Source organism: Bradyrhizobium sp. UNPA324 (assembly GCF_006658635.1).
Lineage (GTDB): Bacteria > Pseudomonadota > Alphaproteobacteria > Rhizobiales > Xanthobacteraceae > Bradyrhizobium > Bradyrhizobium nanningense.
The window spans coordinates 2,796,049-2,811,890 of sequence record NZ_LFJD01000004.1 but is presented as its reverse complement, the minus strand read 5'-3'; the positions used below and the strand labels follow the sequence as shown (position 1 = coordinate 2,811,890).

The window sequence follows — 15,842 nt, the reverse complement described above, 5'->3', positions numbered from 1 at the left end:
GACTCACTTCCCCACCCATTTCGGCGGCCGCTTCTCCGAGAACGCCTTCGGGCCCTCGATGTAATCCTGCGAGGCCGCCATCGCCTGCACGGCCGGATAATCGCGCTGCTCCGCGATCGCCTGTTCCAGCGACACGCCGAGCCCTCGCTGGATCGCCTGCTTGGACGCCCTGATCGACATCGGCGAGTTCTTGCTGATCATCTCCGCCCAGCGCAGCGCCGCGGCGAGCGCCTCGCCTTGCGGCACCACCTCGTTGACGAAGCCGAGCTCAAAGCCTTCCTTGGCGCTGACATGGCGCGCGGTGAGGATCATGCCCATGGCGCGCTTGAGGCCGATCTGTCGCGGCAGGCGGTGCAGGCCGCCGGCGAGCGCGGCAAGGCCCACGCGAGGCTCGGGCAGGGCGAAGGTCGCATTCTCCGAGGCGATGATGAGATCGCAGGCCAGTGCGATCTCGAAGCCGCCGCCCATGGCGACGCCGTTCACCGCGGCGATGATCGGCTTGTCGCAGTCGAAGCGCGCGGTGAGGCCGGCAAAGCCGCCCTTGTCCCAGCCGCGCTTGCCTCCGGCCGCCTGCCACTTCAGATCGTTGCCAGCGCAGAACGCCTTGTCGCCGCTGCCTGTGACGATCGCGATCCATTGCTCGGGATCTCCGGAAAAATTGTCAAACACCTTCTGCAGTTCGAAATGCGCATCGGTGTGCAGCGCGTTGTAGACCTCGGGCCGTGACAGCGTCACGATCGTGATCGGCCCCTTGCGTTCCACCTTGGAAAATTTCAGCTCCATCGCGCGCTCCCGCATTTTCTTCTGAAGGAATATCAGCGTCATACTAGCGCGCGTCGGCACTGGCGCACCATCGAATTGCGCCGGTGCGCCTTGCGCCTTCGTCACGCCTCGCCTTGCTTGACTTGGCCGCGCTCTTCTCACCTTAATCGTGCGAAGCAAAAGTGCGCCTAGCGCCTTAACGCAAAACGATAAAATCAATCCGGGAGAGAACCTATGGATTTCTCATTGCCTGCCGATCTCGTCGCCTATCTCGGAGAGCTCGATCGTTTCATCGCACGCCAGATCAAGCCGCTGGAAGAGGCCGGCGACAACAACCGCTTCTTCGACCACCGCCGCGAATGGGCGCGCACCGATTTCGAAAATGGCGGCCTGCCGCGGCACGAGTGGGAAGCGCTGCTGCGCAAGGCCAAGGATCTTGCGGACGCCGCCGGACATCTGCGCTTTCCGGTACCGAAGCAATATGGCGGCAAGGACGGCTCCAATCTCTGGATGGCTGTGATCCGCGAACATTTTGCTGCGAAGGGCCTCGGCCTGCACAACGATCTCCAGAATGAGCATTCGATCGTCGGCAATTTCCCCGTCGTCACCATGCTCGATCGTTATGGCCGCGACGACCAGAAGGCGATGATCGACGGCTCGATCAAGGGCAAGTACCGCATCACCTTCGGCTTGACCGAGCCGCATCACGGCTCGGATGCGACCCACATGGAGACGCGCGCGGTGCCGGCCGCGCGCGACAACGTCAAGGGCTGGATCATCAACGGCGAGAAGATGTGGACCACCGGCATGCACGTCGCCACGCATTGCGCGCTGTTCGCGCGCACCAGCGGCAATGACGGCGACGCCCGCGGCATCACCTGCTTCCTGGTGCCGGCCAAGAGCCATGGTGTCAAGGTCGAGGAATACATGTGGACCTTCAACATGCCGACCGATCATCCGCGCGTCAGCTTCACCGACGTGTTCGTGCCGGAGGATGCATTGTTCGGCGAAGTCGGACGTGGCCTGTCGCTCGCGCAGTGCTTCGTGCATCAGAACCGCATCCGCCAGGCGGCCAGCTCGCTCGGCGCCGCGGTCTATTGCATCAACGAGAGCGTCAAATACGCGCGCGAGCGAAAGCCGTTCGGCAAGGCGCTCGCCGAGAACCAGGCGATCCAGTTCCCGCTGGTCGAGCTCGCGACGCAGGCCGAGATGCTGCGCCTTCTGATCCGCAAGACCGCCTGGGAGATGGACCAGCTCACCGAAGAGCAGATCGAGCGCACGCTCTCGGACCGCGTCTCGATGTGCAATTACTGGGCAAACCGCCTCTGCTGCGAATCCGCCGACCGCGCCATGCAGGTTCATGGCGGCCTGGGCTATTCACGCCACAAGCCGTTCGAGCACATCTACCGCCACCATCGCCGCTATCGCATTACGGAGGGCAGCGAGGAGATCCAGATGCGGAAGGTGGCGGGGTTCCTGTTCGGCTATATGGGGCCGGGGAAGCATTAACTGTTGTTGCGCGTTATCTCTCCCTGAGTCGTCCCCGCGAACGCGGGGACCCATAACCCCAGGGAGGAGTTCGGGGCGAGCCGGTCACTCCGAATCTTCGCATAACCGCTCCCTGTGGTTATGGGTCCCGGGTTTGCGCTGCGCGCGCCCCGGGACGACAGCGTTGATCAATTCACCCGCCGATCCTTGCCGGCCCAATGCGGCTCCCGCAATTGCCGCCGCAGGATCTTGCCGCTCGGATTGCGCGGCAGCGCCGGCAGGAACTCCACGCTCTTCGGCGTCTTGTAGCCGGCGATGCGCGTGCGGGTGAAGTTGATGATGTCGGTGGCGGTCGCTTCCTTGCCGGGCTTCATCACCACGACGGCCTTCACCGCCTCGCCCCATTTGTCATCGGGCACGCCGATCACGGCGGCTTCCGCGACATCGGGATGATCGCACAACGCGCTCTCGACCTCGGCGGGGTAGATGTTCTCGCCGCCGGAGATGATCATGTCCTTGATGCGGTCGTGGATGTAGAGGTAGCCGTCCTCGTCCATGTAACCGGCATCGCCGGTACGCAGCCAGCCGTCGCCGCGCAATGTCGAAGCGCTCGCCTCCGGCAGATTCCAGTAGCCGGCCATGTTGGAGCCCGAGCGTGTCGCGATCTCGCCGACCTGCCGCGGCGGCAGTGGCTTGCCATCGACGTCCAAAATCGCGATCTCGACGCCCGGCAGCGCCTTGCCGGCCGAGCGCATCCGCTCCAACCCCTCGACGTGATCCTCCGGCGGCAGCGCGACGATGGTGCCGGTGGTCTCGGTCATGCCGTACAGCTGCACGAAGCCGCACTTGAAGACCTCGATGCATTCCTTCAGCAGCGCCGCCGGTATGGGCGAGGCGCCATACAGCATGTATTTCAGCCGCGAGAAATCGACCGTCTTCGCGCGCGGCTGCCGCACCACGAATTGCATCGCGGCCGGCACCATGAACAGTTTCGTGATGCCCGACTGCTCGAAGAGGTCCAAGACCTTGGTCGGGTCGAATTCGCGCGCGATCACGCCGCGGGCACCGTGATAGAGGCCCATCACGCCCCAGCCCGAGCCGCCGATGTGGAACACCGGCATCGCGACCAGCGATACGTCGTCGGTCGACCACCGGTTCCACTCCGGCTTGTCCTCGGAATTGCCTGACTGCACCAGGTTGAGGAAGTTGGCGTGGCTCAGCATCGCGCCCTTCGGCTTGCCCGTGGTGCCGGACGTGTAGAGCTGGATTGCGATGTCCTTGGCATCGATCGGCACCCTGGGATCATCGCCGCTCTGCGCGTCGCGCAAGGCCGTAAATTCCTGCCATTCCGGCGCACCGCCCTCGGTGGTGATGATGCTGCGTACGCCCGGCAGCTGGTCCTTGATCTGGCGGATGAGGGTGATGAACTCGGGTCCTACGAACAGCACGGGCGCCTTGCAATCTTCGACGATGAAGGCGACCTCGGGCCCGGCGAGCCGCCAATTCACTGGCGCGGTCACCACGCCGGCCTTCATCGCGCCCATCAGCAGCTCGAAATAGAGATCGCTGTTCTTGCCGAGATAGGCGATGCGATCGCCGTGTCTGACGCCCATCGCAAGAAGCGCGTTGGCGACCTTATTGGTCTTGACGTCGAATTCGGCAAAGCTGGTGAGGCGGCCCTCGAACTCGTAGGCGACGGCATTGCCGCGGCTCCTGGCGCGCTCGCGCACCATGTCGGCGAGGTTGGCCAGTTTCTGAGTGGACATGTTTCTCCCGTGGCGTCTTGTTTTTATGCCGCGGAGTTTGGCGTCATCCGCCAGTGAAGACAAGATGGGAGCCCCGCCGTCGTCCCGGACAAACGCGCCATAAGCGCGCGCCGATCCGGGACCCATAACCACAGGGAGCAGTTTTGCGAAGATTCGTGGTTACCAGGCCACGCCACGACTTCTCCCTGTGGTTATGGGTCCCCGCCTTCGCGGGGACGACAGTTGAGAGCGGGGTGAAAGCGTTAGCTCCTTACACTTCTCCCCCTCGCGTCACCCCCGCTTCGCGCGGTCCTTCTCGTTCTGCGCCATGATGCTCTCGCGCGCGGTCTTCCAGTCGTCATCGCTCCAATCGCGGAGCTGGTAGAAATTGCCGCCCATCGCGAGGGCCTGCGCGCCGTCCATGGCGATGGTCTCGCCGTTGATCCAGTCGCAGCCGCCGGAGATCAGGAACACCGCGAGGTTCTGCAATTCCTCCATGGTGCCGACGCGGCCCATCGGGTTCATCGCCTTGGTGCGCGCGCCGGCCTCGTCGCCGGGCTTGATGCGCTTGCTCATGCCCTCGGTCGGAATTTCGCCGGGCGCGATGGTGTTGAGGCGGATGCCGTAGCGGCCCCATTCGGCCGCGAGCGACATCGTCATGGCGTGGATCGCCGACTTGCTCATCGCCGACGGCACGACGTAAGGCGAGCCGTTGCGCACCCAGGTCGTGGTGATCGAGACGACGTTGCCGGGTTGCTTGTCCGCGATCCAGCGCTTGCCGACCGCATGGGTCACGTAGAACGTGCCGTGCATGACGATGTTGGCGACCGCATCGAAGCCGCGCGGCGACAGCTCCTCGGTGCGCGAGATGAAATTCCCGGCGGCGTTGTTGATGAGGTCGGTGAGACCGCCGTCGCGAAAGATGTTCTCCACCATCTCGTCGACCGCGAGCGCGTTACGGATGTCGACGCCGTGGCTGGTGACGCGGCCGCCATAGAGATTCATCAGCTCGGTCGCGGTCTCATCGCACACGATCTTGCGGCGGCCGCAGATGTGCACCTCGGCGCCGAGCTCGAGGAAGCGCGCCGCCATCGACTTGCCGAGACCGGTGCCGCCGCCGGTCACGAGAATGCGCCGGCCGGCCAGAAGATTTTCTTTGAACATGGTGGTTTCCCCCGTAGGGATTGTCAGTTAATTGGTCGATTGACTAAATCTGGCCGCCGGCGTCCTGTAAAGCGGCAACCGGTCAGGAACAGGGGAGAATTCGTCCATGGAAGAGCGCGTCTCGATCTCGATCTCGGAAGGCGTCGCCGACGTGCGCCTGGTGCGCGCCGACAAGATGAACGCGCTGGATCAGGCCATGTTCGAGGCGCTGGTCGCCGCCACCGAGCGGCTTTCGAAGGAGAAAGGCTTGCGCGCCGTTGTGTTGTCAGGAGAGGGCCGCGCCTTCTGCGCCGGGCTCGACATGGGACGTTTTGCCGCCATGAAGGAGAAGGGCGGCAACGGAATTCCGGGTGGCGAAAATCGCGATCTCACCAAGCGCACGCACGGCCAGGCGAACTTTGCGCAACAGGCGGTATGGGGCTGGCGCCAGCTTCCTGTGCCGGTGATCGCGGCCGTGCACGGCGTCGCCTTCGGCGGCGGCTTCCAGCTCTCGCTCGGCGCCGACATGCGGTTTCTCTCGGCGGACGCGCGGATGTCGATCATGGAGATCAAATGGGGCCTCGTCCCTGATATGGCGGGCACGCCGATCCTGGCGAGCCTCGTGCGCGACGACATCCTGCGCGATCTCACCTACACCGGCCGCATCTTCTCGGCGCAGGAGGCGATGACTTATGGTCTGGCCACCCGCATCTGCGACGACCCGCGCGCGGCTGCGCTGGACGTCGCGCGCGAGATCGCGGGAAAAAGCCCCGATGCGATCCGCGCCGCCAAGCGGATGCTGAACAATCTCTCGGTCGATCCGGGTCCAGCGCTGCTCGCCGAGTCGGTCGAGCAGCAGAAGCTGATCGGCAGCGCCAACCAGACCGAAGCGGTGCGCGCCAATCTGGAGAAGCGCGCGCCGAAGTTTGCGGATTGATTGTCGTTCCGGGGCGGTCCGCGGGACCGAACCCGGAACCTCGAGATTCCGGGTCTGGTCCTTCGGACCATCCCGGAACGACGATCACAACAACAAAGAAAAACAAAAATGAGCGAAACGTCTGACTTCCTCGGCATCGTCTCCGGCAACCGTCGCCGCACCCACACCGAAGTCGCAGCCCGCGCCGATCGCATCGCTTCCGGCCTCGCCAAGCTCGGCGTCAAGCCAGGCGATTGCGTCTGCATGCTGATGCGCAACGACATCGCCTTCCTGGAAGCCGCCTATGCCGCGATGCGGCTGGGTGCCTATGGCGTGCCGATCAACTGGCACTTCAAGCCGGAGGAGATCAACTACATCCTTGGCGACACCGGCACGTCGGTGCTGATCGGACATGCCGACATGCTGCACGCGCTGCGCGATGCGATCCCGAAGGGCGTCACCGTGCTCAGCGTGCCGACGCCGCCGGAGATCCTGTCCAATTACAAGATCGATCCGGATCATCTGACGACGCCGGACTTTGCGATCGACTTTGAACTGTGGCTCGCACGATTTCAGCCCTATGAAGGTCCGGTCGTGCCGCAGCCGATGAACATGATCTACACCTCTGGCACCACGGGCCATCCCAAGGGCGTGCGGCGCAACGCGCCGACGCCGGAGCAGCAGGCTGCCGGCGAGCGCATGCGCGCGATGATCTACGGCCTCAAGCCCGGCGCCCGCGCATTGCTGCCGGGCCCGCTCTATCACTCCGCGCCGAACTCGTTCGGCATCCGCGCCGGCAAGCTCGGCGGCGCATTGGTGCTAATGCCGCGGTTCGAGGCGGAAGAATTTCTGCAAGCGATCGAGCGCTACAAAATCGACACCATCTTCATGGTGCCGACCATGTTCATCCGCCTGATGAAGCTGCCGGAGAAGGTGCGCAGGAGGTACGACGTTTCCTCGCTGCGCCACGTCATCCACGCCGCCGCGCCGTGTCCGGCCGACGTCAAACGCGCCATGATCGAATGGTGGGGGCCGGTGATCTACGAATTCTACGGCTCGACCGAGTCCAGCGCCGTCACCTTCGCGACATCCGAAGACGCGCTGAAGAAGCCCGGCACGGTGGGAAAAATCTCGCCCGGCGCCGAGCTGCGCTTCCTCGGCGAGGACGGCCGTGTGCTGGGTGTGGGCGAGATCGGCGAGATCTATTCCCGCATGGCCGAGCTGGCCGATTTCACCTACCACAACAAGCCGGAGAAGCGCGCCGAGATCGACCGCGACGGCTTCATCACCTCCGGCGATGTCGGCTATATCGACGCGGACGGCTACGTCTTCATCTGCGATCGCAAGCGCGACATGGTGATATCAGGCGGCGTCAACATCTACCCGGCCGAGATCGAATCCGTGCTGCATGCCGTGCCCGGCGTGCATGATTGCGCGGTGTTCGGCATCCCCGACGCCGAATTCGGCGAGGCGCTGATGGCTGTGGTCGAGCCGCAAGCCGGCGTCACGCTCGATGAAGCCGACGTCCGCGCCGCGCTGAAGGCGCATCTGGCCGACTACAAGGTGCCCAAGCACATCGAGATCCGCATCGGCCTACCGCGCGAAGATTCCGGCAAGATCTTCAAGCGCCGCCTGCGCGATCCCTATTGGGAGCAGGCGGGGCGAAAAATTTGAGGGCTACCTTGCCGTCTTAGCAGAGACAGATTTCGATCCTATATAGGCGGGACCATTGAACCCTCGGATCATCCCATGGCCCCCGTTTCCATTCTCCTCAACATCCTCTGGATCCTCATCGGCGGCGCCTGGATGGCGTTCGGTTGGCTGATCGCCGCGGTCATCATGGCGATCACCATCTTTGGCCTGCCCTGGGCGCGGGCGGCCTTCAACATCGCCGTCTACACGCTGCTGCCGTTCGGCTCGCGGGCGGTCAGCCGCTACGAGGTGACCGGTGTTGAGGACATCGGCACCGGCCCGCTCGGGGTGATCGGCAACATCATCTGGTTCGTGCTGGCCGGCTGGTGGCTGGCGCTCGGACACCTTGTGACCGCACTGGTGCTCGCGATCACCATCATCGGCATTCCCTTCGCCTGGGCCCATCTCAAGCTCGCAGGGATCGCGCTCTGGCCGATCGGCAAGGTGATCGTGCCGGCCTAGGGCATGGACCCATCTACGTCGGCGGCCGGCGGCGGAGCCGGAAATCGCTCAGCCCGTGGGCCGAGAAAGGAAGCTGGGCTGACGCATTGATCCCTCTCAATGCCACGCCGGGCTTACGAGCCATGATTTAGCGTGATTGAGGACGGTCAGAGCGGCCGCGGAATGCCCCATAAGCAAGGAAGTCCGCTGATGGGAGAGCTGCGCAATCGGGTTGTTCAGGTCAGGTGCTTCGGCGATCCTGACGTCTTGGAGGTGGTCGCCGCTCCTCTTCCGACGGCTGGCCGCGGCGAGGTAAGAGTTCGCGTGCTTGCGTCGAGCATCGTGTACACCGATGTGGTGATCCGGCGGCACCTTTATCCGCAAACGATCACTCTCAAGCCGCCTTTTGTGCTGGGCTACGACGTCGTCGGGGAAATCGATCAGCTGGGACCGAACGTGGCGGACTTCAAGCCCGGCGACCGAGTGGCTGACATGACCGTGGTGGGCTCGAATGCCACCTACCGCACCCTCCGGGCCGAGAACGCGACCCGCGTGCCGCCAGGCGTGGATGCGGCCGAGGCGGCCGCCTTGATCCTCAGCTGGACGACCGCCTACCAACTCCTGCACCGCGCGGCCCACGTGAAGCCGGGGCAGCGCGTGCTCGTGCATGGTGCGGCTGGCGCGGTCGGCCAGGCGCTGCTCACGCTCGGCAGGATGGCGGGGCTTGAGCTGTGGGGCACGGCGCGTGGCGATCACGCGGCGTTGGTGCGCAAACTGGGCGGCACGCCGATCGATTACCAGCGCGAGGACTTCACGAAGATCGTGCCAGGTGGGTTCGATGTCGTGTTCGACGGAATCGGAGAGGACGGCTGTCGCCGCTCGTTGGCGGCACTCAAGCGGGGCGGCCTGCTCTGTGCCTACGGCTACACGGCGGGCGTACAGGCGCGCCGTAACCTGTTCAGCATCTTGACGTGGACGGCGCGCCTGTATGTGTTGGGGTGGTTGCCCGGCGGCAAGCGGGTCTACTTCTACTCGATCAATTTGATGCGGGCGCGACACCCGGCCTGGTTCCGGGAGGATCTGGCGCGGCTCTTCGAACTGTTGGCGGCTCGCGCCATTCGGCCACGCGTTGCCGAGCGAATCTCTTTCGCTGAAGTTGCTGAGGCGCACCGGCGCCTGGAAGCGGGCGGCCTGGAAGGAAAGATCGTGCTGTGCCCGGATCTTCCGTCGCGAGATCAACGAGAACGCGGGCTCACGGCGTAGATGTCGGAACCTGCTAAGGCGTCAGATCTATTCGATCTTGCCGCGGTCCGCGGCTGGTTCGACCCTTGAAAAAGCAGGATGCCGTTCCCGATAAGGCGGGGACCGCTCCCTTGATCTAGCGCAAGCAATTGAGACCGCTTTCGAGATAGCATTTGACGATTTACTTCAATGGTTCATTGGAGGCCCGCAATGATCATTGAGCGTCTATCTCGCGAACACCGCAACATTGAGACGTTGCTCGCTGTGCTTGAGCGTGAGCTTGAGATTTTCGATCGCGGGGACCACCCCGACTACGAGGTCATCCGCGCGATTGTCAGCTACTTCGAGCTCTATCCGGAGCTGTATCATCATCCCCAAGAAGAATTGGTCTTTGCCAAGCTAAAGCTTCGAGATCCAGCTGCGGCGGCAAGGGTCGGCGATCTGACGCTTGAGCACCAAAAAGGGGCGCAGCGTTTGCGCCGCGTCGTTCAGGCGATCGACGCCGTTCTGGCGGATCGGGAGATTCTTCGGCAAGATGTGGAGAACATCATTCACGATTTCATAGAGAGCGAGCGGCGTCACATCATGATCGAAGACCGCGACTTCTTCCCCGCCGCCCTCAAGGTTTTAACGCCTTCGGATTGGACTGAGATCGCTTCTGCCTCAACAAGTCATGAGGATCCGCTGTTTAGCGATGCTGCCGAAGAAATCTTCGACGCATTACGAGCGCGCATCGTGCAGATGGAGAAAGAGTCCGAAGTCGAACGGCATTAGAAGCGCGTTCGAGGCTGGCAGCTTGACCGCGACCCTTGCTGCCACTCCAGTTGGACAAGCCTGCTGCCTATGTTGCCGGACGGTGGCTGCTACAATTTGTCATCCGGTGCCCATTCAAGCGTTCCGTTCGTGACCCGAAGCGACGATCGATGTCGGCCGCCGGCGGCAGGGCTGTTGTCCGTCCGCCGGTTTAAAACCGCGCTCGTGCACTGACGCGGACCGTTCGGCCCTGGTCTGGCGAAATGTTGTTGTTGCCGTCGGCTGTCGCCCAATAGCTCTTGTTGAAGCTGTTCTCGACATTGAGCTGTGCGAACAGGGCGGCCGAATGACTGCAGGCATCAACGGCGCCGAGACTTGGCGTGATGGTCGATGAAAGCGCGCAGTTTCGGCAAGATCTGGCGCTTGCTCGGATAATAGAGAAAAAGGCCCGGCGTTGTCGTGGCAAAGCGTGTCAACACCGCCTGCAATCGACCCTCCGAGATATGAGCCTTAACAGGTGGGCCTGGCACCTGCGCGAGTCCCAAACCCTCCACTGCCGCTTCGATCAGTGTCGGATAATCGTGTGCGACGAGCGGACCCGAGACGACTGCCTCAATAGTCCTGTTGCCATCGAGAAACGACCACGGCACGACTGATCCGTTCGGCCGGCGCAGACGCAGGCAGGCATGGCCCCGTAAGTCATCGACAAGCTTCGGTCGTGTCCGCGTGCGCAGATAGTCGGGGCTCCCGACAACGACGAACGGAAAGGGCTGAGAGAGCCTGACCACAATCATGTCGGCATCGATGAACTGACCCATCCGGATGCCGGCGTCAAATCCTCCGGCGGCGAGATCAACTCGCTCCTCGCTTGCGGCGATCTCCACTTCGATCCCGGGATAAGCCTTGCAGAATGAGAGGATGACCGGCTGCAGGATCAGCGGAACGACCGCTCTGGGAACGGCGAGCCGCAAAAGCCCGACGGGACGTTGCCCGAGTTCACGCACGGCAGCCCCGGCCGCGACGAGCTCTTCAAAAGCTGGTCTGGCGCGGGACAGGAATTGCTCGCCGGCTTGCGTGAGGCCGACACTGCGCGTTGTGCGAACGAAAAGGACAACGCCCATGCGCGCCTCGAGCGCGCGCACCGCCTGGCTCATCGCCGATGGGGTGATGCCCAGCTCAGCGGCCGCCTTTCGAAAGCTGCGGTGCCGGGCAACGCTGAGGAATGCCTCCACACCATCGATCGCGCCCTGCTTCATTGTGAAGTTCTGCTTCATGGCTTGTCCACTTTATAGCGGATAGTGCAGCGAGCAAAGCTTTCTTAAGTTCAGTTGCAGAACGAGATGCACTGGCGGGTGACTTCGATGCCTGACGCCAGAGTCGGAGCTTGAGAACGATGACGCCAGTCCGGAACGCCGCCCTCACCATCACCTTCATTCTCATAGGAGCCCTTGCCATGACTGAAGCATCCATTGCCCAAACACAAAACGTATCGCCCGTAACAACTGGAGTGATGGTTATCCTGACGGCGAAGGGCAACGTCACACGCGAACAGGTCATGGCGGTGATGCCGGCTGAAGTCCGACAGACCGTGCAGCTCTACGTCGGTGGGAAAATCCGTGAATGGTTCTCGCGTGCCGATGGCCGCGGTGCCGTCTTCCTGCTCGACACCAGAGATGTCGCGGAAGCGCACGCGATCATGGACGATCTGCCGCTGGCCCGGCAAGGCCTCGTCGATCACGAGTACATCGCAGTCGGTCCGTTGCTGCCCCTTCGGTTGCTTCTGGCCGGTCCGGAACGCCCGCAATAGCGAGGAGGCAGAGAATGCCCGCCATCAATCTGCCATTTGTCCTGAGCGTCGTCGGCGCCTTCCTGACAAGTTCAGCGGTCGGTTACATCTATGTCTGGCCGTGGCTGCGTAGCTTGCCGCGAGTCGAGGCTTTGCGATCGCTCGCGGCTTTTCATGCGTTCAGATTCTTTGGAATGAATTTCCTGGTGACTGGATTTGTGTCGCCGGAATTGAACCCGGACTTCGCCAGTCAGGTCGGATGGGGCGATCTCATTGCCGCGGCTTTGGCCCTTTTCTCGATGGCGGCACTTTCCCGGGGATGGTCAATCGCCATTCCAGCCGTCTGGGTCTTCAATATCTGGGGCACGCTCGATCTTCTGAACGCATACTATATGGGAGCAACACAGCTCAAAGATCCCGGTCTGATGGGCGCAGGGATCTACGTCCCCGCGCTTTACGTCCCGTTGCTACTTGTCAGTCACGTTCTGATCTTTCTGCTTCTGTTTAAGGTCGGACCAGCGGAAGACCACTCAGCGACTCCCGCGCCGGCTCGCACCTAAGTCTCTTCGTATCCAGCCGGCGCCCGGCCTTCCCCGCGCCCTTTGTTTCGAGAGAGGGGCGAAACGGACAGCAAAACTCGGGCGGAAGACGCCGCGAGAAGGCGAAGACATGTCTATACGGATGGACGAGAATTTCTCCTGCCCCGGACGCAGCGCAACACTCCTTCAGCGATGCGCTGCAGAGCCGGGGCCCATGTTGCGGCGACGTGGTATGTGGCTTTCTGGGTCCCGGCTCTGCGCCGCAACGCTTTAGGGCGTTGCGGCGCGTCCGGGACACAAGCGGCCGCCGTGTGCACCGCTCCCAACTTCATCTTGCGCTGCGGCAGAAAAATATCGCACACTCGGTTGCCGGGCATCCAAGCGAGCTCGAACCAAGGAGCGAGCCATGTCCCTCCAGACCGTACCATCCGACAGCGCTGAGCAACGCGCCAACCGCCCTGAGGACGTCCAGGCCACGGAAGCGGAGGCGCGGCTGCGGGACGACATCCGCCTGCTCGGGCGTATTCTCGGCGACACCGTGCGCGATCAGGAGGGCGCCGACGTGTTCGACCTGGTCGAGCGCATCCGGCAGACCTCGATCCGGTTCCACCGCGACGAGGACCGGCTCGCCCGCCGCGAGCTCGAGCAGATCCTCGACAGCATGTCGACCTCCGAGACGGTGCGGATCGTCCGCGCCTTCAGCTATTTCTCTCATCTCGCCAACATCGCCGAGGACCAGAACAACATTCGCCAGATGCGCGCCCGCAGCGCGGGCAAGACCGGCGGCTCGGGCGTGCTGGCGGAAACGCTCGCCCACGCCAAGGCAGCGGGCATCGGCCCCGACGCGCTGCGCAGCTTCTTCAGGACGGCGCTAGTGAGCCCGGTCCTGACCGCGCATCCGACCGAGGTGCGCCGCAAGAGCACCATGGACCGCGAAATGGAGGTCGCGCACCTGCTCGACCGCCGCGAGCGCGTCGCGCTCACCGCCGAGGAGGCTGATGCCAGCGACGAGCAGCTTCGCCGCGAGGTGCTGACGCTGTGGCAGACCAATCTCTTGCGCCGGACCAAGCTCACCGTGCTCGACGAGGTCGCCAACGGCCTGTCGTTCTACGATTACACCTTCCTGCGCGAGGTGCCGCGCCTCGTCAACGCGCTGGAAGACCGGCTGGAGGAGGGCGGCGAGCAGGCGGCCGGCGACCTCGCTTCATTCCTGCGCATGGGCAGCTGGATCGGGGGCGACCGCGACGGCAATCCCTTCGTCACCGCCGACGTGATGCGCGGCACGCTGCGGCTGCAGTCGAGCCGGGTGATGCAGTTCTATCTGGAAGAGCTGCACGTGCTCGGCTCGGAATTGTCGATCGCGGCGCATCTCGCCGACGTCTCCGAGGAGCTGCGCAACCTGGCGGAACGCTCGCCGGACACCTCGCCGCACCGAAGCGGCGAGCCCTATCGTCTGGCCGTCTCCGGCATCTATGCGCGCCTGACCGCGACGGCCGAAAAGCTCGAGGTCGAGATCACGCGCCGGCCGGTCGGCAAGGGTGCGCCTTATGCGAGCGTGAAGGAGCTGCAGGCCGATCTCGACGTGCTGCACCGCTCGCTGATCTCCAACAACGCCCGAGTCATCGCCCGCGGCCGGCTGCGGCTGCTCCGGCGCGCGGTGGACTGTTTCGGCTTTCACCTCGCCCGGCTCGACATCCGCCAGAACTCCGCGGTGCACGAACGCACCATCGCCGAGCTGATGGATGCCGCCAACCCCGGCATGTCCTATCTCGCGCTCGGCGAGGAGGCCCGCATCTCGCTGCTGACGAACGAGCTGCGCTCGACGCGCGCGCTGGTGTCGCCCTTCGTCAAGTACAGCGACGAGACCATGGGCGAGCTCAACGTCTTCCATGCCGCAGCCGAAGCGCATGCGAAGTTCGGCTCGGACGCCATTCCCCAATGCATCATCTCGATGTGCAAGGGCATGTCCGACATGCTCGAGGTCGCGGTGCTCTTGAAGGAGGTCGGCCTCGTCCATCCCTCCGGGCGCAGCGCCATCAACATCGTGCCGCTGTTCGAGACCATCGAGGATCTGCAGGCCTCATCCGGCATCATGGACCGCATGCTGTCGCTGCACGATTACCGGCGTCTTGTCGACAGCCGCGGCAGCGTGCAGGAGGTCATGCTCGGCTATTCCGACTCGAACAAGGACGGCGGCTTCGTCACCTCGGGCTGGGAGCTCTACAAGGCCGAGATCAATCTCGTCGAGGTGTTCGAGCGCCATCACGTGCGGCTGCGCCTGTTCCACGGCCGCGGCGGCTCGGTCGGCCGCGGCGGCGGGCCGAGCTATGACGCGATCATCGCGCAGCCCGGCGGCGCAGTGAACGGCCAGATCCGCATCACCGAGCAGGGCGAGATCATCTCGTCGAAATATTCCAACGCCGAGGTCGGCCGCAACAATCTGGAGATCCTCGCCGCCGCTACGCTGGAGGCAAGCCTGCTGCATCCGCGCCAGAGCGCGCCGCGCCGAGAATACTTGACCGCGATGGACGAATTGTCGAACCTCGCCTTCAAAGCCTATCGCGGCCTCGTCTACGAGACCGAAGGGTTCGTCGAATACTTCTGGTCCTCGACCGTCATCAACGAGATCGCGACGCTGAACATCGGCAGCCGTCCGGCCTCCCGCAAGAAAACCCGCGCGATCGAGGATCTGCGCGCCATCCCCTGGGTGTTCTCCTGGGCGCAGTGCCGGTTGATGCTGCCGGGCTGGTACGGTTTTGGCAGCGCGGTCGAGCAATGGATCGCGGAGCACCCCGACAAAGGCATGCCGTTCCTGAAAGAGCTCTACAGGGAATGGCCGTTCTTCCGCATGCTGCTGTCGAACATGGACATGGTGCTCGCGAAGAGCTCGATCGCGATCGCCTCGCGCTATGCCGAGCTGGTGCCGGACGAAGCCTTGCGCGAAAAGATCTTCGGCCGCATCCGCCGCGAATGGCATTCCTGCATCGAGACGTTGCTCGACATCATGGGCCAGGACCGGTTGCTTCAGAGCAATCCGCTGCTGGAGCGCTCCGTGCGCCATCGCTTCCCCTATCTCGATCCGCTCAATCACGTGCAGGTCGAGCTCTTGAAGGAGCACCGCGCCCAGAACCCGGACGAGCAGGTGCTGCGCGGGATTCAGCTCACCATCAACGGCATCTCGGCGGGCTTGCGGAATACGGGGTAGGGCGTCGCTGTGGCCATACACTCCGCCGTCATGCCCGGGCTTGTCCCGGGCATCCACGTTCTTCATGCCACGCGAAGGCGTGGATGGCCGGGACAAGCCCGGCCATGACGCGTGGTGATGCAGTGGGCGC

The 15,842-nt window shown here is 63.6% G+C and carries 13 protein-coding genes; 9 read left to right on the top strand and 4 right to left on the bottom strand.

Annotation, left to right across the window (positions count from 1 at the left end; translation table 11 throughout):
• Nucleotides 1-3: 3 nt before the first annotated feature.
• Nucleotides 4-783: an enoyl-CoA hydratase-related protein gene (locus UNPA324_RS13695; protein ID WP_128917187.1), complete on the bottom strand. Its 780-nt coding sequence runs from the start codon at nt 781-783 to the stop codon at nt 4-6.
• Nucleotides 784-996: 213 nt separating this feature from the next.
• Between UNPA324_RS13695 and UNPA324_RS13690 the strand changes: the two genes are divergently transcribed.
• The gene (locus UNPA324_RS13690) at nt 997-2,271 is read left to right on the top strand and encodes an acyl-CoA dehydrogenase family protein (protein ID WP_141934896.1); all 1,275 of its coding nucleotides are present in this window, start codon (nt 997-999) and stop codon (nt 2,269-2,271) included.
• A gap of 167 nt (nt 2,272-2,438) precedes the next feature.
• On the opposite strand, the gene UNPA324_RS13685 is transcribed toward UNPA324_RS13690, so the two are convergent.
• Both UNPA324_RS13685 and UNPA324_RS13680 read right to left on the bottom strand, forming a co-directional pair.
• Nucleotides 2,439-4,016 carry a fatty acid--CoA ligase gene (locus tag UNPA324_RS13685; RefSeq protein WP_141934895.1) on the bottom strand — a complete coding sequence of 526 codons (1,578 nt, stop codon included), beginning with the start codon at nt 4,014-4,016 and terminating at the stop codon, nt 2,439-2,441.
• Between the two features lie 270 nt (nt 4,017-4,286).
• Nucleotides 4,287-5,159, bottom strand: a complete 873-nt coding sequence (locus tag UNPA324_RS13680; RefSeq protein ID WP_141934894.1) for an SDR family oxidoreductase — start codon at nt 5,157-5,159, stop codon at nt 4,287-4,289.
• 106 nt (nt 5,160-5,265) lie between these two features.
• Between UNPA324_RS13680 and UNPA324_RS13675 the strand changes: the two genes are divergently transcribed.
• From UNPA324_RS13675 to UNPA324_RS13655, 5 genes are all read left to right on the top strand, one after another.
• Entirely contained in the window at nt 5,266-6,075 is an 810-nt protein-coding gene (locus UNPA324_RS13675) for a crotonase/enoyl-CoA hydratase family protein (RefSeq protein WP_128917032.1), read from the top strand.
• A 108-nt stretch (nt 6,076-6,183) separates the two neighbouring features.
• Nucleotides 6,184-7,728 (top strand): acyl-CoA synthetase, encoded by a 1,545-nt coding sequence (locus UNPA324_RS13670; RefSeq protein ID WP_128917033.1) that lies wholly within the window; start codon nt 6,184-6,186, stop codon nt 7,726-7,728.
• A gap of 75 nt (nt 7,729-7,803) precedes the next feature.
• Complete coding sequence (locus tag UNPA324_RS13665) at nt 7,804-8,208, top strand: YccF domain-containing protein (RefSeq protein ID WP_141934893.1); 405 nt, start codon at nt 7,804-7,806, stop codon at nt 8,206-8,208.
• Between the two features lie 189 nt (nt 8,209-8,397).
• Nucleotides 8,398-9,450 carry a medium chain dehydrogenase/reductase family protein gene (locus UNPA324_RS13660; protein WP_141934892.1) on the top strand — a complete coding sequence of 351 codons (1,053 nt, stop codon included), beginning with the start codon at nt 8,398-8,400 and terminating at the stop codon, nt 9,448-9,450.
• 189 nt (nt 9,451-9,639) lie between these two features.
• Nucleotides 9,640-10,203 (top strand): hemerythrin domain-containing protein, encoded by a 564-nt coding sequence (locus UNPA324_RS13655; protein ID WP_141934891.1) that lies wholly within the window; start codon nt 9,640-9,642, stop codon nt 10,201-10,203.
• A 338-nt stretch (nt 10,204-10,541) separates the two neighbouring features.
• On the opposite strand, the gene UNPA324_RS13645 is transcribed toward UNPA324_RS13655, so the two are convergent.
• Nucleotides 10,542-11,456 carry a LysR substrate-binding domain-containing protein gene (locus UNPA324_RS13645; RefSeq protein WP_128917038.1) on the bottom strand — a complete coding sequence of 305 codons (915 nt, stop codon included), beginning with the start codon at nt 11,454-11,456 and terminating at the stop codon, nt 10,542-10,544.
• 179 nt (nt 11,457-11,635) lie between these two features.
• Here UNPA324_RS13645 and UNPA324_RS13640 point away from each other — a divergent pair, with 179 nt between their 5' ends.
• From UNPA324_RS13640 to ppc, 3 genes are all read left to right on the top strand, one after another.
• A complete protein-coding gene (locus tag UNPA324_RS13640; RefSeq protein WP_181769390.1) occupies nt 11,636-11,989 on the top strand; it encodes a hypothetical protein in 354 nt (117 codons plus the stop codon).
• A gap of 14 nt (nt 11,990-12,003) precedes the next feature.
• Nucleotides 12,004-12,528, top strand: a complete 525-nt coding sequence (locus UNPA324_RS13635; RefSeq protein ID WP_128917039.1) for a DUF8737 domain-containing protein — start codon at nt 12,004-12,006, stop codon at nt 12,526-12,528.
• Nucleotides 12,529-12,913: 385 nt separating this feature from the next.
• On the top strand, nt 12,914-15,712 hold the full coding sequence (gene ppc / locus UNPA324_RS13630; protein ID WP_141934889.1) for a phosphoenolpyruvate carboxylase: 2,799 nt from the start codon (nt 12,914-12,916) through the stop codon (nt 15,710-15,712).
• Nucleotides 15,713-15,842: the final 130 nt, after the last annotated feature.

Bases quoted from the DNA above. Each gene is read 5' to 3' on its own strand.
- UNPA324_RS13695 (WP_128917187.1), bottom strand. From the start codon at position 783: ATGGAGCTGAAATTTTCCAAGGTGGAACGCAAGGGGCCGATCACGATC.
- UNPA324_RS13690 (WP_141934896.1), top strand. From the start codon at position 997: ATGGATTTCTCATTGCCTGCCGATCTCGTCGCCTATCTCGGAGAGCTC.
- UNPA324_RS13685 (WP_141934895.1), bottom strand. From the start codon at position 4,016: ATGTCCACTCAGAAACTGGCCAACCTCGCCGACATGGTGCGCGAGCGC.
- UNPA324_RS13680 (WP_141934894.1), bottom strand. From the start codon at position 5,159: ATGTTCAAAGAAAATCTTCTGGCCGGCCGGCGCATTCTCGTGACCGGC.
- UNPA324_RS13675 (WP_128917032.1), top strand. From the start codon at position 5,266: ATGGAAGAGCGCGTCTCGATCTCGATCTCGGAAGGCGTCGCCGACGTG.
- UNPA324_RS13670 (WP_128917033.1), top strand. From the start codon at position 6,184: ATGAGCGAAACGTCTGACTTCCTCGGCATCGTCTCCGGCAACCGTCGC.
- UNPA324_RS13665 (WP_141934893.1), top strand. From the start codon at position 7,804: ATGGCCCCCGTTTCCATTCTCCTCAACATCCTCTGGATCCTCATCGGC.
- UNPA324_RS13660 (WP_141934892.1), top strand. From the start codon at position 8,398: ATGGGAGAGCTGCGCAATCGGGTTGTTCAGGTCAGGTGCTTCGGCGAT.
- UNPA324_RS13655 (WP_141934891.1), top strand. From the start codon at position 9,640: ATGATCATTGAGCGTCTATCTCGCGAACACCGCAACATTGAGACGTTG.
- UNPA324_RS13645 (WP_128917038.1), bottom strand. From the start codon at position 11,456: ATGAAGCAGAACTTCACAATGAAGCAGGGCGCGATCGATGGTGTGGAG.
- UNPA324_RS13640 (WP_181769390.1), top strand. From the start codon at position 11,636: ATGACTGAAGCATCCATTGCCCAAACACAAAACGTATCGCCCGTAACA.
- UNPA324_RS13635 (WP_128917039.1), top strand. From the start codon at position 12,004: ATGCCCGCCATCAATCTGCCATTTGTCCTGAGCGTCGTCGGCGCCTTC.
- ppc (WP_141934889.1), top strand. From the start codon at position 12,914: ATGTCCCTCCAGACCGTACCATCCGACAGCGCTGAGCAACGCGCCAAC.